This is a genomic window from Paenibacillus polysaccharolyticus, from assembly GCF_023714295.1.
In the GTDB taxonomy this organism is placed as follows: domain Bacteria; phylum Bacillota; class Bacilli; order Paenibacillales; family Paenibacillaceae; genus Paenibacillus; species Paenibacillus polysaccharolyticus_A.
Genome location: NZ_JAMAUN010000002.1, coordinates 404,999 through 427,996, shown reverse-complemented (window position 1 = coordinate 427,996; position 22,998 = coordinate 404,999). Strand labels below are relative to the sequence as shown.

The following is a 22,998-nucleotide window of genomic DNA, read 5'->3' as shown; positions in this document are numbered from 1 at the left end:
CTCTGAGCCGAAGAGGACCGAGACAGAAGGGACGATCGCAAGTGACTCTTTTTTGACTTTTCGGGACTTTTTAGTGGAAAACTAAAAGGTTTTTTTGTTGCGTTTAATTGAAAAGGTGAGAGGGGTACAAGACAAATGGCAAACAAACAAGCATTAAACATTGTGAAGATGAAAAAATACAAGCAAGATGGCATCCCGCTTAGCATGATTACAGCTTATGACTATCCAACTGCTCTGCTCGCCGAAGAAGCCGGCATTGACATGATTTTGGTGGGCGACTCTTTAGGTAATGTTGTCCTTGGTTATAACTCAACTTTGCCAGTCACGATTGATGATATGGTCTACCACACTCGGTCGGTTGTGCGTGGAGCGGAACACACGTTTATCGTTGCAGATATGCCTTTTATGACGTATCACGGTAGCGTTGATGAAACATTGAAAGGTGTTCGCCGGTTGATGCAGGAAGGTCATGCTCATGCGGTCAAAATGGAAGGCGGCGTTGAGATTGCAGAGACAGTCAAGGCTGTTGTGCAAGCAGGTGTGCCTGTGCTCGGACATATTGGATTAACACCACAATCGGTGAATCAGATCGGTGGTTACCGAATTCAAGGCAAGGATGCAGCAGATGCCAAACGTCTGATGGATGAAGCCAAAGCGCTGGAAGCCGCAGGAGCTTTCGGCATCGTGCTCGAACTCGTGACGGAAGAAGTGGCCGAAGCAATCTCGAAGGAATTGTCGATCCCAACCATTGGCATTGGAGCAGGGCGGGGATGTGACGGTCAAGTGCTCGTTTTCCATGATGTCGTTCAGTATGCTTCACCATACACGCCTAAACGATTTGTCAAAACCTATGGTGATGTAGGAAGTGTGATTCGCAGCAGTATTGAAACGTATGTAAAAGAAGTGAAGAATCGCTCCTTCCCGGCTGAGGAGCATGTCTTTAGTGCAGCAGATGGTGTATTGGACGGATTGTATGGACAACGCAAAGAAAAGGTGGAAATTCGCTGATGAAAGTCATACGCACGATCACAGAGTTAAGACAGGAACTAAGCTTGATGCGAAAAAACCAAGCTATCCATGCCGAAGAAACGACCGTTGGGCTGGTACCCACCATGGGATACCTTCATCAAGGCCATGCCAGCCTGATGAAAGCAGCGAGAGAACAGAGCCACATCGTTGTTCTAAGCATCTTTGTTAATCCGATACAGTTTGGCCCGAATGAAGACTTCGAAAGTTATCCTCGGGATGAACAACGCGATCTTGAAACGGCTCGTGCTGAAGGGGTAGATATCGTATTTATTCCCTCGGTGGAAGAGATGTATCCTCAGCCGACGCAAACGACGATTGCCGTATCCGGGATTACAGAGCGCTTATGTGGCGCATCCCGGCCAGGGCATTTCAACGGCGTAACTACCGTTGTATCGAAGCTGTTTAACATCGTGCAACCGCAGAAGGCCTTTTTTGGTATGAAGGATGCACAGCAGGTAGCCGTTATAGAGCAAATGGTACATGATCTGAATATGCCAGTGGACATTATCCCTTGCCCGATCGTTCGTGAGCAGGACGGTTTGGCGCTCAGCTCCCGTAATGTCTATTTAAGCACGGACATGCGTCAGGAAGCTTTGGTGTTGTCTCAGGCACTACGAGCCGCACAGGAATCACTGGAAACAGGGACAGCTATTACAGCGGAGGACATTCGTCGTGTGCTCCGTGAACATATCGGTAAATCTGCTCATGCTGTTATTGATTATGCCGAGATTCAGGCTTTTCCAAGTCTGGAGCCACTTGCAGACCAAGAGGAATTGAAGGCATATGATGATCTGCTGATTGCACTAGCCGTGAAATTTGGGAAAACAAGATTAATTGACAATATTCGTATCCAAAAAGTGGAGGTGCTGTCCCATGTTTAGAACTCTAATGAAATCCAAGATTCACCGTGCTACGGTAACGGAAGCTAACTTGAACTATGTGGGTAGCATTACCATTGACGAAGATCTAATGGAAACTTCGGATTTAATGGAAAACGAAAAAGTACAAATTGTGAATAACAACAACGGAGCCAGGCTTGAAACCTACGTTATTCCCGGGCCTCGGGGCAGTGGTGTGATCTGTTTGAACGGTGCTGCCGCTCGTCTTGTGCAGCCCGGAGATACAGTCATTATCATTTCGTATGCCATGATGTCTCAGGAAGAAGCGAATACGCATAAACCAACCGTGGTTTTTGTGGACGGTCAGAACAAACCGGTTCAGACCATGAAAAAAGAAGTTCACGCGACAATTTTGTAATCGGCTGGGAAGAAGAATGAAAACGGCCCATCCAGCAAAAAATGAGTACAGGTCACTGCACTAATCCATTTTTCCAAGGGTGGGGATGCATCGATGTTCCAGCATGTTTTCGCCGAAATGAACGACATGTTAGATGAAATTATCAAGAGCTATCCTTCCGCTGAAGGTCTGGACAAACAGGAACTGCAACAGAAATGGAATTTGCTTAAACGGATGAGTGACGGGATGCTGGATGAATGGCTGATGTTTGAAGAAAAGATGAGTCAGATTCGGGAAAGGGAGCTGGACAAACCAGCTTCACTTGAGCCCGAGCAGGAAGCAGTGACAGCTTTGCCTGAACTTCATCTGGAATGCTTCAGCCGCGGCCAAGGATATTTTAAGCTACAGATGTATCCGCAGGCTATTGATCAATTCTTACGGGTTGTGAACGATTACCCGGATAGTGCCTTAGCCCGTTTTTACCTGGCACTCGCACATTTAAGTCTGGAGCAGATTTATGAGTCTGAAATCCATTTACAGCAGATTATGCTACTTAAGGGATCAGCAAGACTCAAAGGCCTTGTATGTAATGCTCTGGGCTGTATCCAAGCGAAGCTTTCCAATCCAGAAGCAGCATGCTCCCTGTTCGCCCAAGCCCTTCAGTATGACCCTACGTTGACTGAACCTCTGTACAATATGGAAGTTTGCAGGCTGAACCGAGGTAAACTGCAATATGCAAACCAGCTAGGTTGTGTTTGAAAACCTGAAGGTAGCCAATTTTGCCGATTTTTGTTCCAAGCCAGGAAGTTTAGCGTTAGGCGCAAAGGCATTTCAAGAGAAATTGACGCAGCAGGGCTCAAAAAGGCGGTAAAAGATGCACTTCAGTGGCTTCAAGACACGTACTAATTGCCCCGAATTGAAATGGACATTTGGCAACAAAAGAACGGTGTTTCCTCCTATGGCATAGCGGCGGAAACACCGCTTTTTTGTCAGTTAATTTTCAAATGTCCTTTTTTTTGCTATGCTGTAACATAGACTGGAATGGAAGGGATCGTATATTGCAATGAAATTTGCCGTTTTGGATTTCGAAACAACCGGCACGCAGTCCGACGGTGAGATCATACAGGCCGGACTTGCCATCATAGACCATGACTTCAGCATAACTCAAATATATAGTTCTTATGTAAATCCGGGTGTTCCAATTCCGCCATTTATTACAGGGTTGACCGGAATTACAGAGGAAGATGTCGCGGATGCTCCGTCTCTTGAAGAGATGATGATGGAGATGGTACCGCTTCTTGACGATGTGGTGTTAGTGGGCCATAACGTTGCATTTGATTTTCATTTTTTACAGAATGCGCTTGATCGATGTGGTTATTTGCCTTTTACAGGCCGTATTCTGGATACGATTGATTTCTTAAAAATTACATTTCCATCGCTGGGTTCATATCAGCTCGGTTATGTATCAGCCGAATTCGGGTTTGAACATGACCGCCCCCATCAGGCAGACAGTGATGCACTGGCAACAGCCCATGTTTTGCTTAAATGTCTTGATGAGCTTAAAGAGCTGCCGTTAATTACAATCCAGCGGCTTAGCGATCTGTTTGCACCAGAGGACAGTGATCTGGGCTGGTTTTTCGACGGACTACGTGCAGAGAAGGAAGCAGAACCGATTCAGGACCTGGATGGTCATACGTATTACCGTCAGCTGGCGCTTAACGTCAGTGACTGGACGGAAATTGGTGCACCTCGGGATGAAAGAGAAGCGAACCCGCTGGAAGGTGTGACCTTTGATCAGTTTATGGATCAGGTGCGCGCGAACCTCAAAGAGACACTGGATCATTATGAAGAGCGTGAAGCACAGACACAGATGTTTGGCAGTGTACGGCAGGCGCTGGATGAAGAGAAACATCTTTTGCTGGAAGCCGGAACGGGAACAGGGAAATCCCTGGGATACTTGTTGCCTGCTATTTACGAAAGTGTAAAACAAGAACAGAAGGTGATGGTAAGCACTCACACCATTAACTTGCAAGAACAACTGCGCGAGCGGGATATTCCGATGCTGACGCAGGTGGTTCCTTTTCCGTTCAAAGCTTCCGTATTCAAGGGGAGAGGCCACTATCTCTGTCTTCGTAAATTCGAACAGAAAATCAACAAACGTGAATTTGCTACGCCGAAAGAGGACTACTTCACGGCAGCACAAATGATCGTGTGGCTGACCCAAACCGAAACGGGTGACGATGAAGAATTGAACCTCAGTGCACGCGGAGGAGACTTCTGGGAAACGGTACAAAGCGAGTCCGAGTCTTGCCTCGGTAGATCCTGTCCGTGGTTCCGTAAGTGCTTTTATCATCGTGCGAAACATGAGGCGGGGCTTTCTGATATTGTGATTACCAATCACTCCAAGCTTTTCACAGACGTGAAGGCTGCTCATCAGCTTTTGCCAGCTTACGAAAGTTTGGTCATTGATGAGGCCCATCATCTTGAAGATGTAGCAGGTAAACACTTGGGGCTTCACATGAAGTATTTTACGCTCGTACACACACTGACCCGTTTGTTCAAAGATAGTCGTAATGGTCAGCTTCCGATGCTTCGCTCTCAGTTGTCAGGGCACGAGAACGGTGTACAATGGGGTTCAATGGTGGATCAGATGTTTCCCCTTGCCGTTGAAGTGAAGGAAATGTGGGATCGTCTGAGCGATGCTCTGTTTGGTCTTCTGCCTGAACGGAGTGATGCTTCTCCAGGGGAGACCGGACAGTTCTCGCTGCGGCTTAAAGCGTCTCAGAAGCCTGCCAAGTGGCAGGAGTTGCAGGATTTGGAGAACCAGATCTATGTGACATTGGGTGATTTGGTTCGTAAGGGTGACAAACTGTTGCTCGAAGTAAAAGAAGATCAGGATGATTATCAGTCCGACAGTCTGATCACTGATATCACCGGGCTCTTGAAAGATCTGACGACGATGAAGGAGAATTTAAGATTCTTCATGCGTATGGATGATGCCAAGACCGTGTACTGGATGGAGGCCAGCGGACAGTTCCGTAGCAAGTCACTCCAGCTATACGCTGTTCCGGTGGATGTGAGCGCGCAATTGAAAGAGATGTTTTTCGATAAAAAGAAAAGCGTTGTGCTTACATCGGCTACGCTGTCGGTGGATAAGTCATTCCAGTTCATGATTGAGCAACTGGGTTTGCAGGAAGCTGCCGACAATAATCGGCTTCTGACCTCGATGCTACCTTCCCCATTCAATTATCGGGAACAAGCTTTGTTAGTAATCCCGCGGGATTTCCCGAGTTTGAAGGGCAGCGTAGGAGACGCACACTTTGTACAGATGCTGGTGCAGTCTCTTGCCGAAACAGCGATAGCTACCCAAGGACGTATGATGGTGTTGTTTACTTCTTATAAAATGCTTCGACAAGTCTACGAGCCGCTGAAAGAGGCTTTGTCTGGAAACGACATCTCGCTCCTGGGGCAGGGTGTTGATAGCGGAAATCGTTCGAAGCTGACTCGGCGCTTTCAGGATGCCAAAGCAGCAGTTCTGCTGGGTACGAGCAGTTTCTGGGAGGGCGTGGATATTCCGGGTGAAGCGCTGACCTGTCTTGCGATTGTAAGACTGCCTTTCCAGCCGCCTAACCATCCGCTTCTGGAAGCAAAGAGTGAACTGTTGCAAGAGCAGAAGAAAAATCCATTTATGAAGCTGTCTGTGCCGCAAGCAGTCATACGCTTTAAGCAGGGGTTCGGCCGACTGGTTCGGACGGGCAAAGATCGCGGAATCGTCATTGTGTATGATACACGAGTGATTGAAGCTTATTACGGCAAGTACTTCCTGTATTCGCTGCCGGGACCAAAGATGGAGCATATGCTCACAGAACAAATGGTTCCCCGTATTGCTGAATGGTTAGATCGACCTGCAGTAACTCAAAAATAATCACGATGTACAGCTATAACATTGCATTGTGCTCCAACATGGCGTTAAACTTTGAAGAAGACTTCACAAAGTTAGGACAGGGCAGCGTTATATGAACTTATATTCCTAATAATTCGGGCATTCTGTATGAGGACATGATGCATGAATCTTGCATGTATACAGAATGCTCATCTTTTCAATATTTATTTATTCGTGGCGATGGTAAGGGGGAGCAAGAATGAAATCGGATAAAATATCAGAAGCGGTAGTACGGCGCCTGCCTGTATATTTGCGTTATTTAAACGAGTTGGTTCAGCGTGAGGTGACAACGGTTTCCTCGCAGGAGCTCGGACAGCGATTGGATCTGAATCCAGCTCAAATTCGTAAAGATTTAGCGTATTTCGGTGATTTTGGTCGTAAAGGAATCGGGTATGATGTGTCTTACCTGATTGAAAAAATTCGGCACATCTTAAAAATCGATCAGCAAATTAATGTGGCTCTGGTGGGAGCCGGTAATCTCGGACATGCTTTATCGAATTATAACGCCTATTTGAAGGACAATATGAAAATTGTCGCTATTTTTGATGCCTATGGGCCTAAGATTGGCAGCAAAATCAATAGCCTGACCGTGCAACCTATGGAAGAACTTACGGAAGCGGTTCAGAAAGATAACATTCGTATCGGGATCATCACGGTGCCGGACACCGAAGCTCAGAACGTTGCCGATCAACTGATTGAATCGGGCATTGAGGCGATCCTGAATTTTGCACCAACGATTCTAAAAACGCCTTCACATGTGCGGATTCATCATGCTGACTTTACAACGGATTTGCTCAGTTTGGCTTATTATTTGGAGAACGGGAAGGAAGATGAGCTTGATGACAACAACGAATAAATGGGTAATCCAAAATGGTAAATTTGCTGTAAATGAAGGTGCCAATTGGACTGTGATTCAAGGGTATATGGTCGTTGAAAATGACAAGATTGTGCATATTGGTGAGACGCTGCCGGATGGTGAGGAGAACCTGCCTAAAGTGGATGGAAAAGGACTGCTCTTCCTGCCGGGTCTGATCAATACGCATGGTCATGCGGCAATGTCTCTGCTTCGAGGTCATGGTGATGACCTGGCATTGCAAGTGTGGTTACAAGAAAAAATGTGGCCAATGGAAGCCAAAATGACTTCTGAGGACGTGTATTGGGGAGCATCCCTTTCGGTGCTTGAGATGTTAAAAGGCGGAACAACAGCTTTCCTGGACATGTATGACCACATGGATCAGGTAGCAAAAGTGGTTGAACAGTCAGGAGCAAGAGCTGCGCTGGCTCGCGGTGTCATTGGATTGTGCTCCGAAGAAGAGCAGATGCGAAAGCTCGAAGAGTCCGCTGCGTTTGCGCGTGAATGGAATGGACAGGCGGATGGACGCATCACAACCGTAATCTCTCCGCACGCGCCTTACACATGCCCTCCAGATTACATAGAGAAGCTTGTTCAAGTTGCGCATGATCTAAACCTGCCTCTCCATACGCATATGTCAGAGACGCTTCGTGAAGTGGAGCAGAATGTATCAGATTATGGCATGCGTCCGGTGGCACATTTGGAGAAGCATGGCTTTTTCTCACGTCCTTCACTCGTAGCGCATGCTGTGCATCTCAACGATGAAGAGATCGAGATCTTGGCACGTCATGATGTCGCTGTATCCCATAATCCGGGTAGTAATTTGAAGCTTGCATCGGGTGTAGCTCGTGTTCCCGCTTTGTTGAAAGCAGGAGTTACTGTATCTTTGGGAACAGACGGACCGGCAAGCAACAACAATCTCGATATGTTTGAGGAAATGAGACTTGCAGCTTTAATTCATAAAGGAGTATCCGGTGATCCTACCGCCGTACCTGCCGGGGAAGCGTTGCTTCTTGGAACAGCTTACGGTGCGAAGTCCATCTTCCTGAACGATACTGGAGCTTTGCAAGTTGGTAAAAAGGCTGATTTTATTGCACTCAACATTGAACAGGCTCACTTCTATCCACACACAGATTTGATTTCACATGCAATTTACTCGGCTTCGGCGAAAGATGTGGAACATGTATGGGTAGATGGCAAACAAGTCGTAAAACATGGTGAATGTTTAACTCTGGATGAAGAGCGCATTTTGCGGGAATCCCAGTTGGCCTTTGATCAATTGCTTGCGCGTTAAGAGGCAACTTCAATGCGCACTTTTAGGGAAAGGAAGTTCAACTCTTGAAGAAAAAAAAGAAGTGGATATGGATATCGCTGCTCATTCTCATTCTGATCTTGATTGGGCTTCAGCGATATTACGTCTATGTCACGCAGGATCAGCGGCAGGAAGAAGCATTGGCGATTGAATCGGCACAGAACCAGCTGGGCATTACAGCACCTGATGAACTGCGGAAGTACGTGTGGGGCGAAAAGAGTGGCGCTGACAACATATACTGGACGATGACAGCTAAAAACAAAGATAATCAGGACATTATGGTCTGGGTTAAGTTTGATAATAACAATCAGCCTGTTCAAGGCGCGGCAGGTGTGCACAGTGAGTTATTGCAGAACGGGATGACCGAAACGCAGATTCGTAACCGTTTCAGCTCAGACGTTCCAGGCGGTGAGATCAAACGGATCATGCCAGGTGTTGTGAACAATATCTATGTGTGGCAAGTGTACTATAACGATGATACGCATAACTATTATCGCTTTTACCGATTTAGCAATGGAGAGCAAGTCGATCTGGTATATACTTTACCGAACAGCTGACTTCGTCTTTCTTCTCCGTTATGATGAATAGAACAATCCACTCAAAGTAGTTTCACATAACAATAAGCAAAAAACCGGCAGACGGGATACCGACTGAACCGGTTTTTTGGCATTCCAACCATTGAACATCAAATGAAATAGTTAAAATTATTAATTTATTCATATTTTCGCCTTCGAAATTGTATATACGATGTGATATACTCAGATATGTACTGAAGTTAACAAACAACGCAAATAAATCTGCAATAAACGTTGCAGACATGATGTACAGCTAAATATACAAGCCTGTAGATTAATGACGGGCTCATTTTGGGAGGGGTAATTCATTTGAAGCTGAAAGTATTGCCTATTGTTCTAACCGCCGTAGTTTCTGCCGTCCTGTTGTTTGGAGGTTGGTTCATATACCGTCAAGTAGCCGTACAGAGTCCGATTGAAAAGATGGTTACTCAGTACGAAGGTGTTAATAGCGTTCAGTTAACTATTAACCGCAATGATGTACAAATGAAACTTGATTTAAAGCCAAATGTAGATTTAGGTAGACTGGTGCAATATATTCATAGAGAAGGACAGAACCTGATCGGCTCCCGAGCGCTCAAACTGGATGTCGTAGACCACTCCAATGAGGCGCTTGAAAACTGGTGGGGAGATGCCATGTTTACTGTAGCCCAGGCGATGGAGAATAAACAATACGCCGAGATTACTCCGACGTTGTCCAAGATGGCTACAGGAGGAATTCAAGTCAATACGGCGATGGATGACAACAATGTTTATGTAAGTCTGCGAGACGGAGAAGCCAGCAAGTTTATTATACTGCCGCGTGTACCCGGTCAGATAGGAGTGTGGCCTAATGCCTAAATGGACAAAAGAAGCAGCCATAGGAATTGTCCCAGTTGTTATCATTTTTCTTGCTTTTATCGGTGTGAATATTGTTCCGATTCTGATCGCAGCATTGCTGGTGGGTGGGTTGTTATTCATGATGCAGATGCGCGGTGGAATCACGGTAGGTGCTGGTCAAGAGCGTAAACGGAAGAAAAAAGGCCCTTCAAAACTCACGTTTGAAGAAATTGGAGGTCAGGACAGTGCCAAGCAGGAATTAAGAGAAGCGCTTGATTTTCTGATTCGCCATGAAGAAATTCAGAAGTTCGGAATCAGGCCAATGAAAGGCATTTTGCTGACGGGTCCTCCGGGAACAGGGAAAACGTTGATGGCTAAAGCAGCGGCTCACTACACCGATTCAGTTTTCGTAGCTGCATCAGGCAGTGAGTTTGTCGAAATGTATGTCGGTGTAGGTGCCAGCAGAATACGGGATTTGTTTAAGGATGCCCGAACACGGGCAGCGAAGGAAAACAAGGAAAATGCGATCATTTTTATTGATGAGATTGATGTGATCGGTGGTAAACGTGAAGGCGGACAGCAACGTGAGTATGATCAGACCTTAAATCAATTGCTGACGGAGATGGATGGTATCTACACATCCGATACGCCTAGAATATTGCTGATTGCAGCTACCAACCGTAAAGAGATGCTCGATAGTGCACTGACACGTCCAGGGCGCTTTGACCGTCATATTCAGGTGGATTTACCAGATAAAAAAGGTAGAAAACACATTCTTGAGCTACATGCAGTGAACAAACCACTTACACAGGGTGTGAGCCTGGAAAAAACAGCGGAAGAGTCTTACGGTTTCTCAGGCGCACAGCTCGAAAGTGTCATGAATGAAGCTGCGATCTATGCGATGCGTGAGGGCTTGCTTACCATCGAACAGCGTCATTTATCTCTTGCGATTGACAAAGTGATGATGGGTGAGAAAACCGATCGTGAGTCGAGCGTTGAGGAAAAGAAGAGAGTGGCCATTCATGAACTTGGACATGCCATTATGGCTGAGCTTGTGCGTCCTGGGAGCGTAAGCCAGGTAGCCCTTAGTCCGCGTGGACAGGCACTTGGGTACGTGCGTCATAACCCGCAACAGGAGCAGTTTCTGTATACGAAACGTTTTCTGGAGGAGCAGATCATGATTGCACTGGGTGGTGCAGCCGCCGAAGAAATGTACTATGGTGGTCGTTCTACAGGTTCACGCAATGACTTTGAACAAGCGACGAATGTTGTACAGACGATGATGGCTTCCGGTTTGACGTCACTCGGGATTGTAAATATGGATATGGTCACTACCGAAGAACTGATGAGAGAAAATAAAGTTATTCTTCAGGAACTGATGGAGCAGACGAAACGCCGGCTTGAAGAGCAACGGTCAATTTTCGACAATTCTCTCGACATTCTGATGCGTGAGGAAGTTTTGTCAGGAGAACAATTTCGTTGTCAATTTCGTGACAGTGCACGTTTACCAGCATAATTTCTTTATGCTGGTTATTTTTTTTTACATTTCAGTCGTGCTAAGATATTATTAGTTGTTGGGTCGAAATTTGTAATTTTCGGCGAACAGGGTACAATAGAGAAATAGAGAACCGAAAGGATGGAGCAGAACCATGTTTTTCAAAAAAATAGGAGTTGTCGGCGGCGGTACGATGGGGCAAGGAATTTCCCAGATGCTCGCAGCCAAAGGACTTGATGTGCTTCTGGTGGAGCATACGACGAAGAAGCTTGATCATGCATATGACATGATTGAAACTAATTTGGATAAACAGCTCGAGAAATGGGCGATTACCAAAGCGGAGAAGAAATTGATTCTCTCCCGTATTACGAAAGTAGCGCACTTGGCTGAACTGGGCTCTTGCGATATGGTTATTGAAACGATCTCGGAAGATCTGGAAGCTAAAAAAGCAGTCTTTAATCAATTGGATCAGGTATGTCCAAGCAATGTGATTTTGGCAAGTAACACGTCCACGCTGAGTTTGACCGAGCTTGCAAGCTCGACCAAGTACCCGGAGCGTGTTATTGGTATGCACTTTATTCACCCGGTATCCCGGGTTGATCTTGTTGAGATTATTCGTGGTCTGAAAACATCCGATACAACATTCGAAGAAACTCGCCGCTTTGTTGAAGAAGTCGTAGACAAAAAAGGCGTTATGATCTATGAATCCCCTGGATTTGTAACCTCCCGTCTGATCTGCTTGCTGATCAACGAAGCGCTTCATGTCCTGCAAGAAGGTGTAGCTTCTGCTGAGGACATCGATGATGCAATGCGTATCGGTTATAATTTCCAACATGGACCGCTTGAAATGGCTGACCGTTTCGGACTGGATTCCGTTGAGGCAGCTCTCGAAAGAATGTTCCGTGAATTCGGAGAACTGAAATATCGTCCTTCGATTGTCCTGAAAAAAATGGTGCGCGCAGGTCATCTGGGCGTGAAAACAGGAGAAGGATTCTTCAAGTACGACAAGGATGGTGACCGTCTGTGAATATACTCGTAATTAACGCGGGGAGTTCCTCGCTCAAATATCAATTGTACAACATGGAAGATGAATCGGTACTTGCAAAAGGTCTGGTAGAGCGAATCGGGATGGATTCTTCCATTCTGACACATAAACCGACTGGCCGTGAGGAAGTTACGGAAGTTAGTGAGATTCTGGAACATACGACTGCGATTCGTAAAGTCATTGATTTGTTGACACACAAGGAACACGGCGTGGTTGCTTCTGTTAGTGAAATTCAGGCTGTAGGTCACCGTGTAGTACACGGCGGTGAAGCGTTTAAAGAATCTTCACTGGTAGACGACGCTGCAAAAGCGGAAATCCGTCGTTTGTTTGACTTAGCTCCGCTTCATAACCCGGCAGCAATGATGGGTATCCGTGCGGCGGAATTGAATATGCCAGGTGTGCCTCAGGTAATGGTGTTTGATACAGCGTTCCACCAAACGATGCCTGAACATGCTTATCTATATGCTATTCCACGTGTACTTTACAAAAAATACAAAGTACGTCGTTACGGTGCACATGGTACCTCCCATGATTACGTGAGCAAAGCGGCAGCCGAGTATCTCGGTCGTCCGGTGGAAGACTTGAAAATCATCACTTGTCACGTCGGTAACGGTGGTAGTGTAACTGCTGTTAAAGGCGGCGTATCCGTGGATACATCGATGGGTATGACTCCACTTGAAGGTCTGATGATGGGAACGCGTAGTGGTGACCTTGATCCAGCGATTGTTCCTTATGTTATGAACAAGGAAGAACTTAGCGTAAGCGAAGTTAGCTCCATGTTGAACAAACACAGCGGACTTCTGGCGATCTCCGGGATCAGCAGTGATATGCGTGAAATTACAGAAGGCATGGAAAAAGGTGAGCCGAATTCGACGCTTGCATTTGAAATGTATGAATATCGTTTGCGTAAATACATCGGTTCTTATGCTGCGGCGATGAACGGTGTAGACGTGATCGTATTTACAGCAGGTGTGGGTGAAAACTCCGTTGTTCTTCGTCAGAAAGTATGCGAGCAATTGACATACCTCGGCGTTGAACTGGATGAAGCATTAAATGCGATCCGTTCCGGCGAACCACGCCGCATTACAACTGAAAATTCAAAAGTGGACGTTCTCGTCGTACCTACGAACGAAGAATTGGTCATCGCACGAGATACACACCGAATCGTATTGAATTCTAAGTAATCTAACTGTAAAGTAAATACAGGATGACAATGAAGTGCAGAGGGCAGGTGCGAACCTGTCCGCTGCATTTTCAAATTTATGGAACCAAGGGGAGATATGGGCATGGATACGAATTGTGTAATTCGTAATGTGAATGAGCACGTGGGTGAGACAGTTACCATCGGCGCTTGGATTAATAACAAACGCTCCAGCGGTAAAATTCAGTTTTTGCAACTTCGTGATGGAACTGGATATATTCAAGGTGTAGTGGTTAAGAGTGAAGTCAGCGAAGACATCTGGAATGATGCCAAAAGTCTGACTCAGGAGAGCTCTGTCTACGTGACAGGCATTATCCGTGAAGAGCCACGGAGCGCGTCCGGGTATGAGATGACCGTTACTGGCGTGCAAATCATTCATCTGACGGAAAACTATCCGATTACACCCAAAGAGCATGGTGTGGATTTCTTGATGGATCATCGTCATCTATGGCTTCGTTCCACCAAGCAACGTGCCGTAATGGTGATTCGTGCAGAGATTATTCGTGCTGTTCAGCAGTTTTTTGATGGTAACGGATTCACACAGGTGGACCCGCCGATCTTGACGCCTTCATCTGCTGAAGGGACAACGAATCTGTTCCATATCAAATACTTTGATGAGGATGCATATCTGACGCAAAGTGGACAATTGTATATGGAAGCTGCGGCGATGGCGCTCGGTAAAGTATATTCGTTTGGTCCAACCTTCCGTGCAGAGAAATCCAAAACCCGTCGTCACCTGATTGAGTTCTGGATGATTGAGCCGGAGATGGCATTTGTCGATCATGAGGAAAGCTTGCGCGTACAAGAGAAATTCATCGCACATGTCGTTCAATCTGTGGTGAAAAATTGCCGTGCTGAGCTGGAGTCCATCGGACGTGACGTTTCCAAACTGGAAGGCATTACAGCTCCGTTCCCTCGTATTACGTATGACGAGGCGATTGAGTTCCTGAATGGACAAGGCTTTGACATTCCTTGGGGCGAAGATTTCGGTGCACCACATGAAACAGCGATTGCGGAAAAATACAATACTCCTGTATTTATTACGCATTACCCAGCTGGAATCAAAGCATTTTACATGAAACCAGATCCGAATCGCCCTGAAGTTGTTCTGTGTGCAGATATGATTGCGCCGGAAGGGTATGGCGAGATCATTGGTGGATCACAGCGTATCGATGATCCAGAACTGATGCAACAGCGTTTTGAAGAGCACAACCTTTCGGATGAAGCGTACCAATGGTACCTGGATCTGCGTAAATACGGATCGGTTCCTCACTCCGGTTTCGGTCTGGGATTGGAGCGCACGGTAGCTTGGATCTGTGGACTTGACCATGTTCGTGAGACTATTGCATTCCCTCGTATGCTCTATCGTCTGTACCCTTAATGCTTAACGGAAAAGAGTATATGGAAGACGCGTCCTCCAAAGCCTGGTTAAGCGGTGCAGCTTACGGTATGGCTTCAGGTACTGCTCAATTACCGTATGCCTTATTACGTTTTTATCATCCGCTTGGATTGTCCGATACTGAGGTTCTGCTTCTCATTCAATTACTGGGCTTCCGTCAGGCGGAATTCAATGAATTTCCAACCCTTGAAGAGCTTGCTACACGAATGGGACTTGCTCCTGAAGGCATTGCCAGAATGTTGCAGCGTCTGATGAGGGATGGATACATTACGATAGATGAGCATCGGGACGAAGAACGGGATATTCAGTATGAACGTTATGACCTGCACGGCTTGTATGCCAAGCTTGCGATGTGTACAGCGGAAGATGCAGCTCATGCCCGGTCAGAACAACAAAAAGCCAATACTTCACGTCCAGATTCGAACAGTGTTCAAAAAGAAGAGGAAGAGCGAAATATGTTCTCTATTTTTGAAAAAGAATTTGGTCGTCCTCTCTCGCCAATGGAGTGTGAAACTATCTCTAGCTGGCTAGATCAGGATCGCTATCAGGAAGAACTGATTCTGATGGCTTTGAAGGAAGCCGTATTTGCAGGAAAAGTGCATTTCAGGTACATCGACCGAATTTTGCTGGAGTGGAGCAGGAATCGTGTTAAAAATGTACAGGATGCCAAAGCGTATACGCAACGTTTCCGCAATGGCGGACGTTAAATTAAATAAACAGGCCAGAATTCATTCTGTGCCTGTTTTTTGATTTATTTTGCTCCATAATATACTTTTTATTAGGTTTATCTATGTCTATATCACGTTTTTATGAGGAAGTTTAATAGTTAAATAGGCTTCTGCCGGATCCAGAAATATAACCAGAATACCCTATAGAGAGACTATTTATAAAAAAGTTAATAAAAATTGCAGGGGTCAGTTGACCCGTCGTCGTCTATAGAATTGGAGAGGAGGGGAGAGTTATTGACGAAGCGCTCGTAATTGAACAAATCCGTCAAGGGGATGCATCCCAAATGCGTGTTCTGATCGACAAATACAGTCAACATGTCTATCATGTGGCGTATTCTGTCTTACGTAACGATCTGGATGCACAGGATGCCGCTCAGGAAGCGTTCATTCAGATTTATAAATCTCTCCCCGACTACCGATCCGAAGGGTTCAAGACGTGGATCACACGGATTGCTTTTCATAAGGCTATTGATGCCAAACGCAAGCTGGGCAGACGGAGTGCTGAAGATCTGGGCGGAGATGAAATGGTAGTGAATCTGCCTGGACGGGATGAAGACGTTCTAGCTCGTGTCATTCGTGAAGAACGGCAGGAGAAACTTCGTGAGCGGATTAATCAGCTGCCTGCCCAGCACCGGGATATTATTACCGCTTATTATCTGAGCGAGAAAAATTATGAGCAAATTGCCCATGAGGCTCAGGTTGCTGTAAAAACGGTTGAATCAAGGTTATACCGAGCTAGACAGTGGATTCGAAATCATTGGAAGGAGGAAGAGTGGCGTGAGTAAAAAAGAAATGTATACCATCCAGCAATGGACGGATTATATCGAAGGCCGAATCAGCGGCAAACAGGCGATTCTGATGGAGCAGTTTCTTCTGAATGAACCAGACGCAATGCAAGATTATCTTGAAGCTTTAGATATGGAGCGAAACTACCCTGCATTACCGAATTCAGTGGATTTTACCGACTCCGTCATGAAGCGAATTGAGAGTATTGCGCCCGATGGCAAGACACGACATTCTAGAGGTGAACGAAACCGCCGATGGTTTGAACATAGAGTATTTCATTACGCTGTAGCAGCCTGTCTAACATTGATTTTTCTCTCTTCCGGACTGTTTGACAGGGTGGCCCCTTATCATAAATTCCAAGAAGGTGACACTTCAGGCTCATTTACCGAGAAATGGACTGAGGCAGCTACCTCATGGCTGGATAATTTCAAACCCAAACCTTGATTGGTTTCACATGGCCTGAATAGAAAGGATGACGACTGTGCATTCAGATCGTAATAAATTACTTGCATTTTTATTAAATCTGTTCCCTGGGCTTGGGTTCCTCTATTGGCGGCGAACGGCCCGAGCTGTAGTTTACCCGTTATTATTTTTTGGAACGGGCATTGGTTTTGTCATGCTGACCTATTTGGTCGGTGATAAGGATCTACTAGTCTTTGGATTATTAGGTGTGATCTTTATCTGGTGTCTCAGTATGCTAGACATGATTATTGTGTTGCTCTCTGCACCTTCCGTCCGAGAAATGTATTACAACGGACAAGGTATGCATTATGGTCATCCTGAAAATCATCAAGGTTCAACCTATCCAGAGGGTTATGTTAGAGAACAAGGACCAATGGGACCTATAAAACAGGATGACATGCATCGTCAGGGTGCTGAAGGTGAGCACGAATATGGTGGATATCATGGCGGAGCAACCTATAACGGTCCTCAAGCCATGTATCAAAAGGGCAGTGATGGAGAACGTTTTTTCACCATATTGCTTTCATTTGTGCCTGGTCTTGGACATTTACATCTTGGATTGCTTCACCGGGGCTTATCCTTTTTGATCGCATTTTTTGGTTCATTCGCCATGATGGTGTTCGTATCCGCCATTACAAACGAATCTATATTTTTGATGTTTTTGCTCATTCTTCCAGTAATTTGGGTATACTGCATGTTTGATGCAGTCCAGCATGTACATCGCAAGCAGGCAGGTGAAGTGCTCCAGGATCGAACATTATTCGAAGAGCTGGAGACAGGCAGAATTATGGGCAAACGCAGCAAGGTGCTGGCCACACTTCTCTCCGCTTTTCCGGGTGCGGGGCATATGTATCTCGGATTGCAAAAAAGAGGTCTGCAACTGATGTTTCTGTTCCTTGGCAGCATCTATATTCTGGACCTGCTTCGCTTATCCGTCTTCCTTTTTATGATTCCATTGATCTGGTTCTACAGTTTCTTCGACGGACTTCAATGCTCCAGTCGATATGGACGTGAACCGCTTAACGATCAGCCGGTTTTCAAAGACTGGGTTCGACATCAGCGTTTTATCGGGATGGGAATCGCGGCTCTCGGTCTGTACTATTTAACGATCCGCCTGATTATTCCGCAATTAAACGAGATATTCCCGAATGTGTTCCTCACGTATGAGATTCGTTCGTATTTGAATACAGTTATCGTTTCATTTTTGCTCATCTTCGGTGGGCTAAAGCTGTTATTTGGTAAACAACGTGAGTCTACTGCTGGAGCCGCAATTTCCAGTGCAAATCGCACGAAGGATGATGACTTGGAGAGCCTCTTTTTATTCAAGGATCGGGATAATCGATAATCCGTTTACAAGAAACCGTATAAAAGCAAAACACACCAGGGCTGATCCTAATCCACTGGTGTGTTTTTTTTATAATCTATTTTTGTGCGCCTTTCAGCAAAAGCTGGCGGTACATCACTTCAAACAAAAATTCAAAAGCTTCCAGATGTCGCTTCGCTTCAAAAGCATCCTTACCCCACGCATAAATCCCGTGGTTGCGCAGCAGAATTCCAGGAACATTAGCGTCTAGTACACCCGGTACCAATTCGGCGATGGCAGGAATATGTGCGAAGTTGGGCAGAACCGGAACACGAATAGCTGCATTTTCTTCCCAAATGTTAAAGGCTTTGATCAATTCAATACCTTGAATCGGCACATGACCATCTTCACCGAAAAATTCGCTAATTAGGTTGTTAAACACCGTATGCACATGGAATACCGCGCCACAACCGGTTAAACGATAGATTTCACAGTGAATCAACGTTTCGGCACTTGGCTTCAACGTAGTTTCTTCGATCGCTTTGCCTTCTTTATCAACAAAAAGGAAATCTTCCGGCGTACGCAGAGACTTGTCTTTGCCTGAGGCGGTCACCGCAAAATAAAATTGTTCCGGGTCGAAATCACCCACCCGCATTGAAAGGTTGCCACTTGTGCCTGGAAACCAGTTTCGACTTGCGAACAATGCTTTGACATCCGCTAGTTCTTCCAGAACCTGACGTTTATGTTCCAGTGTAATCTTTTCAAAACCCATGTTTACAGCACTCCTTGTAATTGCTTCTGCTTCATATCTTCGATGATGTCATAAAAGGTCGTAAAAGGCACATGATCTACGCCGAGTTCCACACATTTATCCGTCAGAATGGAGCGGGAGTAGACGAGATCGGCGATTTTAGCTCCTTCGAAATCCGTGAGGCTGTCTCCGATCAGAATTCGGTTATACTGTTCTTCCGGAAACGTACGAATGACCGTCGTTTTACACATCCCACAGCCGTTGTTACAAGGGGGCTGGCAAGGATGCGGCCATTCAATGCGAATGTATTCACCAGAGAAATCTGCACCGTTACAATATACATGATCCTGCGGAATGTCGAAGGGGGCGAGTAACGGTTCGATGAAAAAGTCCATGCCACCGCTGGTCACATTAAATTCGATGCCTTCGCTGCGAACATAATCCAGAAACGCTTGGAATCCTTCGCGAATGCCAGCTTGTCCAAGAACAAATTCAATAATTTCATCTTTTTGCGAGGAAGGTAGAAGAGCAAACATGGCTCCCACTCCTTCTCGAAGAGATACTTTTTGTTCAATCGTGTCTTTCATGATGGCATCGATGCCTTCTGGTTTGAAGTGTTTCATTATGGCGACAATGTTGTCTGAGAGTGTGATGGTTCCATCAAAATCACAGAAAATCGCTGTTTTCTTATTGCCTCTCATCGTTCTCCACCCCACAGATCAAGTGCGCTTTTCAGCTCGGGATGATCGGCAGCATACTCGGCCAGCGGAATGGAGCGCCCAGCCGCTCCAATAGCTTGCAGGAACGCACGTCCACCAGCTTCGGTTCCCATCGGATGTCCGTGAATTCCGCCCCCGGCATTGACGATCACATCCTTGCCGAAGTCTCTCAGAATCATCGGAACAAGTCCTGGATGAATTCCTGCTGAAGGCACGGGCATACTTGTTCTTACAGGTAGATCAGATGTGAGCAATTGCTCAGTGATCGCCATATTTTCTTCCTTCGGCATCGTAACCGAACCGTAAGGTGAAGGGAAGAGCACGAGATCAGCACCGGCGAGACGCATCAACTGTCCCAATACAACAGACGCAGAAATACCGTAATGCGGTGATGGATACAAAGCACCGGCAAGTGCCGGGTGAGCCATGATTGGTACGTTAATGTCAGGATCACTGCTTAGTTCATGCAACACATCATAACCATAGGAGAGCACATTGAAGAGTAACGCATTCGCACCTGCACTGATCGCACGTTCAGCTTGTTGTTTCAAACGGGAGGTAGGTCCCGTCAAATTGGTGGCGTACAGAAGTTTTTTGCCTGTTTCTTGGCGAGCCTGTTCGGCAGCCTTCATGCAGACCTCAACTCTTTTTTCAATCGGTGTAAGCTTGTTCTCAAACAGGATTTCATCGTCTTTGATCAGATCAACGCCCCCAAGAGCCTGACGGATAAATTGTTCCCGCAGTTCTTCGGCATTCAGGCCAATAACCGATTTGAAAATACTCATCAATAAAGGACGATCCTGAACTCCAAGGAGATCACGCACACCGCTCAGCCCAAACTTCGGTCCCGGGAAAGCACGCAGGAAGTTATCTGAAAATCCGAGATGGTTCAGCTTGATGCGCCCGTCCATCGAGATTTTACCAAAAACGGTGACAAGCAAAGCCGGAATATCTTGACTAAAGTTAATATCCGGATATCCAATGGTGATATCTGCATAACGTTCTCCGGGTGCTAACCCTTCAGCTTCGTGCACCTCGACTTTGATGACTTCACCCAGATGTTTTTGCATGGCTTCACGCTGAGCCTGAGGTAGCTCCGTCCAACTGCCTACCGTCATTCCGATGGCAATCGATTGAGCTTTTTTGTGAAAATCGGCATGATCATCATGCAGTCGATATGTGGCAGTACACATGTTATTCATGTTTTAAATCTCCCTCCAACGCAGCTCCCATCTCGCGAGAGCGTTCTGCACAGCGGCCTACGGCCGCAATGACATTTTCAAAGAAGTCTCCTTCATCCAGCGTTTTCAGTGCTGCTTGCGTAGCCCCTCCAGGCGAGGTTACATCACTGCGCAGCTTCATCGGTTCCATACCGGTCTGTTGCACCATCCGGGCGGCACCAAGCACCGTCTGAACGGTTAGATCACGAGACTGTTGACCAGATAAGCCGCCGCGGATTCCGGCTGCAATCATGGCTTCCATTAGATAGTATACATAAGCAGGCCCGCTGCCGGAAATACCCGTGAGCACTTCAAGTTTGTCTTCTGGCACAATCGTTACGATTCCTACAGCTTCGAAAAGGGTCATGACTGTACTACGCTGTTCGTCGGTAATCTCCGCAGAGAAAGCAAGCCCGGTGGCACCAAGTCCAATCGTGCTGGAGGTGTTAGGCATCGTTCTTGCAATCGGCTGTTTACGGCCAAGCAGGCTCTGCATCGTACGGATCGATAGTCCAGCTATAACGGATACAATCAGCTGGCTCGGGGACAACAGGGGTCCCAGTTCACGAAGCGCCGCAGCAGCATCTTTGGGCTTCATACACAGCACAATTACAGGTGAAGAGGAAAGGATATCCGATGATTGTGAGGCCGTTCCGGTATGCACGGCATAACGGGTACTCAGTTCCTCCTGACGTTTCAGGTTGCTGCGATTCAGCATCGTAATATCCTGAGGACGAACGACAAGGCGGGAAATGAGCCCACGCACGATGGCTTCAGCCATCGCACCTGCTCCGTGGAAAGTAATCTTTTGTTGTAGTAGTGTCTGTTGCTCTTGGCTCATGTATATCGTTCCTCCTATATGACTGGTTGCCCAAAATTATTGACGAATCTGACCATTGCCTGTAATCCGGTATTTACTTGACGTCAGTGCAGGCAGCCCCATTGGGCCTCGTGCATGCAACTTCTGTGTACTGATTCCAATCTCGGCACCATATCCGAATTCGAATCCGTCAGTGAAACGAGTGGAAGCATTATGATAGACAGCCGCCGCATCGACTTCTTGCATGAACCGCTCTGCATGTGCGGCATCACGGGTCACAATGCATTCGGAATGCTTCGTTCCATAGTGTGCAATATGCTGCAAAGCTTCATCCAGATTTTCAACAACTCGGATGTTCAAGATATAATCGTTATACTCGGTTGCGTAATCTTGCTCTGTGGCCTGGGCCGCTGTCGGAACAAGGCGACGCACCGTTTCACAACCTTTTAATAAGACACTTGCTTCACGGAAGCGCTCAGCCAAAGTTGGCAGATGCTTTTCTGCATAGTTTGCATGTAGCAACAAGGTTTCCATAGAGTTACATACCGATGGCCGCTGGGCTTTGGCATTGATAGCAATATCGGTTGCCATGGCTTCGTCCGCTGATTCATCCACATAGGTATGACAGATGCCAGCACCCGTCTCAATGACCGGTACGGTTGCGTTCGCTACGACAGTGCGAATTAGTGAAGCACCACCACGAGGGATGATAACGTCCAGCAGTCCGTTCAGCTTGAGCATTTCGTCAACGGAAGCACGGTCTGCGTCTTCTACCAACTGAAGTGCATCTGCAGGCATTGCCGTAGTTGCCAGCGCTTGATGTAGCACCTCAACAATTTTTCGATTGGAGGAGAGAGCAGAAGAGCCGCCGCGCAGAAGTACAGCATTGCCTGTTTTAAGACAAAGGCCTGCAGCGTCAACCGTCACGTTAGGACGAGCTTCATAAATAATGCCAATCAGGCCAATCGGAACTCTTGATTTTTCGATGTGCAGGCCATTCGGACGTGTAAAAGTTTCCAGCACTTCGCCCACAGGATCGGGTAATTCCGCGATCTGACGTAAGCCTTCAGCGATGCCTGTTATGCGTTCTTTATTCAGTGCCAGACGATCCAGCATGGATTCAGGAGTGCCTTGTTCTCTGCCGCGATCCAGATCTTCCACATTTGCAGTAATGATGGCATCCGCCGAAGCAATTAAGGCGTCAGCCATAGTGCGCAGTGAGGCGTTCTTCTGTTCCGTACTCAGCCGATTTAATTCGGTGACGACAGCTTTGGCTTTACTTGCTTTTTCTCTAACTTCACTCAT

Annotated in this window: 22 protein-coding genes; 17 read left to right on the top strand and 5 right to left on the bottom strand. The window is 46.5% G+C overall.

The window, feature by feature from the left end:
- Window positions 1-135: 135 nt before the first annotated feature.
- The 17 genes from panB to M3629_RS10545 all read left to right on the top strand — a co-directional run bounded on the left by panB (window position 136) and on the right by M3629_RS10545 (window position 18,225).
- Entirely contained in the window at window positions 136-1,008 is an 873-nt protein-coding gene (gene panB / locus M3629_RS10625; protein ID WP_251505648.1) for a 3-methyl-2-oxobutanoate hydroxymethyltransferase, read from the top strand.
- A gap of 47 nt (window positions 1,009-1,055) precedes the next feature.
- A complete protein-coding gene (panC, locus tag M3629_RS10620) occupies window positions 1,056-1,910 on the top strand; it encodes a pantoate--beta-alanine ligase (protein ID WP_435368208.1) in 855 nt (284 codons plus the stop codon).
- A complete protein-coding gene (gene panD, locus M3629_RS10615) occupies window positions 1,903-2,286 on the top strand; it encodes an aspartate 1-decarboxylase (RefSeq protein ID WP_123066044.1) in 384 nt (127 codons plus the stop codon). Before panC ends, panD begins: the two co-directional genes overlap by 8 nt.
- A gap of 93 nt (window positions 2,287-2,379) precedes the next feature.
- Window positions 2,380-3,024 carry a tetratricopeptide repeat protein gene (locus tag M3629_RS10610; protein WP_251505641.1) on the top strand — a complete coding sequence of 215 codons (645 nt, stop codon included), beginning with the start codon at window positions 2,380-2,382 and terminating at the stop codon, window positions 3,022-3,024.
- 304 nt (window positions 3,025-3,328) lie between these two features.
- Window positions 3,329-6,190, top strand: a complete 2,862-nt coding sequence (gene dinG / locus M3629_RS10605) for an ATP-dependent DNA helicase DinG (protein WP_251505638.1) — start codon at window positions 3,329-3,331, stop codon at window positions 6,188-6,190.
- 217 nt (window positions 6,191-6,407) lie between these two features.
- A complete protein-coding gene (locus M3629_RS10600; RefSeq protein WP_251505635.1) occupies window positions 6,408-7,064 on the top strand; it encodes a redox-sensing transcriptional repressor Rex in 657 nt (218 codons plus the stop codon).
- A complete protein-coding gene (locus M3629_RS10595; protein WP_251505632.1) occupies window positions 7,048-8,355 on the top strand; it encodes an amidohydrolase in 1,308 nt (435 codons plus the stop codon). Before M3629_RS10600 ends, M3629_RS10595 begins: the two co-directional genes overlap by 17 nt.
- A 44-nt stretch (window positions 8,356-8,399) precedes the next feature.
- Window positions 8,400-8,930 carry a hypothetical protein gene (locus tag M3629_RS10590; RefSeq protein ID WP_251505629.1) on the top strand — a complete coding sequence of 177 codons (531 nt, stop codon included), beginning with the start codon at window positions 8,400-8,402 and terminating at the stop codon, window positions 8,928-8,930.
- Window positions 8,931-9,257: 327 nt separating this feature from the next.
- Window positions 9,258-9,785, top strand: coding sequence for a hypothetical protein (locus tag M3629_RS10585; RefSeq protein ID WP_090917144.1), 528 nt, complete (start codon window positions 9,258-9,260; stop codon window positions 9,783-9,785).
- The gene (locus M3629_RS10580) at window positions 9,778-11,280 is read left to right on the top strand and encodes an AAA family ATPase (RefSeq protein WP_090917142.1); all 1,503 of its coding nucleotides are present in this window, start codon (window positions 9,778-9,780) and stop codon (window positions 11,278-11,280) included. Before M3629_RS10585 ends, M3629_RS10580 begins: the two co-directional genes overlap by 8 nt.
- A gap of 133 nt (window positions 11,281-11,413) precedes the next feature.
- Window positions 11,414-12,286, top strand: coding sequence for a 3-hydroxyacyl-CoA dehydrogenase family protein (locus tag M3629_RS10575; RefSeq protein ID WP_123066052.1), 873 nt, complete (start codon window positions 11,414-11,416; stop codon window positions 12,284-12,286).
- On the top strand, window positions 12,283-13,488 hold the full coding sequence (locus M3629_RS10570) for an acetate/propionate family kinase (protein WP_090917138.1): 1,206 nt from the start codon (window positions 12,283-12,285) through the stop codon (window positions 13,486-13,488). Before M3629_RS10575 ends, M3629_RS10570 begins: the two co-directional genes overlap by 4 nt.
- Window positions 13,489-13,590: 102 nt before the next feature.
- Window positions 13,591-14,886 (top strand): asparagine--tRNA ligase, encoded by a 1,296-nt coding sequence (gene asnS, locus M3629_RS10565; protein ID WP_145331706.1) that lies wholly within the window; start codon window positions 13,591-13,593, stop codon window positions 14,884-14,886.
- 20 nt (window positions 14,887-14,906) lie between these two features.
- Window positions 14,907-15,611 (top strand): DnaD domain-containing protein, encoded by a 705-nt coding sequence (locus M3629_RS10560; protein WP_251505626.1) that lies wholly within the window; start codon window positions 14,907-14,909, stop codon window positions 15,609-15,611.
- A gap of 305 nt (window positions 15,612-15,916) precedes the next feature.
- Complete coding sequence (locus tag M3629_RS10555; protein WP_251505623.1) at window positions 15,917-16,417, top strand: RNA polymerase sigma factor; 501 nt, start codon at window positions 15,917-15,919, stop codon at window positions 16,415-16,417.
- Complete coding sequence (locus M3629_RS10550; RefSeq protein WP_251505620.1) at window positions 16,410-16,862, top strand: hypothetical protein; 453 nt, start codon at window positions 16,410-16,412, stop codon at window positions 16,860-16,862. Before M3629_RS10555 ends, M3629_RS10550 begins: the two co-directional genes overlap by 8 nt.
- A 28-nt stretch (window positions 16,863-16,890) precedes the next feature.
- Window positions 16,891-18,225 (top strand): multi-tm2 domain protein, encoded by a 1,335-nt coding sequence (locus M3629_RS10545; RefSeq protein ID WP_251505617.1) that lies wholly within the window; start codon window positions 16,891-16,893, stop codon window positions 18,223-18,225.
- 76 nt (window positions 18,226-18,301) lie between these two features.
- On the opposite strand, the gene M3629_RS10540 is transcribed toward M3629_RS10545, so the two are convergent.
- The 5 genes from M3629_RS10540 to M3629_RS10520 are packed head-to-tail and all read right to left on the bottom strand — an operon-like array spanning window position 18,302 to window position 22,998.
- Window positions 18,302-18,955 carry a methylthioribulose 1-phosphate dehydratase gene (locus M3629_RS10540; protein ID WP_251505615.1) on the bottom strand — a complete coding sequence of 218 codons (654 nt, stop codon included), beginning with the start codon at window positions 18,953-18,955 and terminating at the stop codon, window positions 18,302-18,304.
- Window positions 18,956-18,957: 2 nt separating this feature from the next.
- Window positions 18,958-19,635, bottom strand: a complete 678-nt coding sequence (locus M3629_RS10535) for a 2-hydroxy-3-keto-5-methylthiopentenyl-1-phosphate phosphatase (protein ID WP_251505611.1) — start codon at window positions 19,633-19,635, stop codon at window positions 18,958-18,960.
- Window positions 19,632-20,855: a 2,3-diketo-5-methylthiopentyl-1-phosphate enolase gene (locus M3629_RS10530; RefSeq protein ID WP_251505608.1), complete on the bottom strand. Its 1,224-nt coding sequence runs from the start codon at window positions 20,853-20,855 to the stop codon at window positions 19,632-19,634. Before M3629_RS10530 ends, M3629_RS10535 begins: the two co-directional genes overlap by 4 nt.
- Complete coding sequence (proC, locus tag M3629_RS10525; RefSeq protein WP_186809728.1) at window positions 20,848-21,714, bottom strand: pyrroline-5-carboxylate reductase; 867 nt, start codon at window positions 21,712-21,714, stop codon at window positions 20,848-20,850. The genes M3629_RS10530 and proC overlap by 8 nt, the downstream gene beginning before the upstream one ends.
- A gap of 36 nt (window positions 21,715-21,750) precedes the next feature.
- A complete protein-coding gene (locus tag M3629_RS10520; protein ID WP_251505605.1) occupies window positions 21,751-22,998 on the bottom strand; it encodes a glutamate-5-semialdehyde dehydrogenase in 1,248 nt (415 codons plus the stop codon).

What these genes read in the sequence shown, in the direction of transcription:
- M3629_RS10520 (WP_251505605.1), bottom strand. Translation starts at nt 22,998, where the DNA reads ATGAGTGAAGTTAGAGAAAAAGCAAGTAAAGCCAAAGCTGTCGTCACC.
- panB (WP_251505648.1), top strand. Translation starts at nt 136, where the DNA reads ATGGCAAACAAACAAGCATTAAACATTGTGAAGATGAAAAAATACAAG.
- M3629_RS10555 (WP_251505623.1), top strand. Translation starts at nt 15,917, where the DNA reads ATGCGTGTTCTGATCGACAAATACAGTCAACATGTCTATCATGTGGCG.
- M3629_RS10540 (WP_251505615.1), bottom strand. Translation starts at nt 18,955, where the DNA reads ATGGGTTTTGAAAAGATTACACTGGAACATAAACGTCAGGTTCTGGAA.
- M3629_RS10545 (WP_251505617.1), top strand. Translation starts at nt 16,891, where the DNA reads ATGACGACTGTGCATTCAGATCGTAATAAATTACTTGCATTTTTATTA.
- M3629_RS10600 (WP_251505635.1), top strand. Translation starts at nt 6,408, where the DNA reads ATGAAATCGGATAAAATATCAGAAGCGGTAGTACGGCGCCTGCCTGTA.
- panC (WP_435368208.1), top strand. Translation starts at nt 1,056, where the DNA reads ATGCGAAAAAACCAAGCTATCCATGCCGAAGAAACGACCGTTGGGCTG.
- M3629_RS10560 (WP_251505626.1), top strand. Translation starts at nt 14,907, where the DNA reads ATGGAAGACGCGTCCTCCAAAGCCTGGTTAAGCGGTGCAGCTTACGGT.
- M3629_RS10530 (WP_251505608.1), bottom strand. Translation starts at nt 20,855, where the DNA reads ATGAATAACATGTGTACTGCCACATATCGACTGCATGATGATCATGCC.
- panD (WP_123066044.1), top strand. Translation starts at nt 1,903, where the DNA reads ATGTTTAGAACTCTAATGAAATCCAAGATTCACCGTGCTACGGTAACG.
- dinG (WP_251505638.1), top strand. Translation starts at nt 3,329, where the DNA reads ATGAAATTTGCCGTTTTGGATTTCGAAACAACCGGCACGCAGTCCGAC.
- M3629_RS10595 (WP_251505632.1), top strand. Translation starts at nt 7,048, where the DNA reads ATGACAACAACGAATAAATGGGTAATCCAAAATGGTAAATTTGCTGTA.
- asnS (WP_145331706.1), top strand. Translation starts at nt 13,591, where the DNA reads ATGGATACGAATTGTGTAATTCGTAATGTGAATGAGCACGTGGGTGAG.
- M3629_RS10610 (WP_251505641.1), top strand. Translation starts at nt 2,380, where the DNA reads ATGTTCCAGCATGTTTTCGCCGAAATGAACGACATGTTAGATGAAATT.
- M3629_RS10535 (WP_251505611.1), bottom strand. Translation starts at nt 19,635, where the DNA reads ATGAGAGGCAATAAGAAAACAGCGATTTTCTGTGATTTTGATGGAACC.
- M3629_RS10580 (WP_090917142.1), top strand. Translation starts at nt 9,778, where the DNA reads ATGCCTAAATGGACAAAAGAAGCAGCCATAGGAATTGTCCCAGTTGTT.
- M3629_RS10575 (WP_123066052.1), top strand. Translation starts at nt 11,414, where the DNA reads ATGTTTTTCAAAAAAATAGGAGTTGTCGGCGGCGGTACGATGGGGCAA.
- proC (WP_186809728.1), bottom strand. Translation starts at nt 21,714, where the DNA reads ATGAGCCAAGAGCAACAGACACTACTACAACAAAAGATTACTTTCCAC.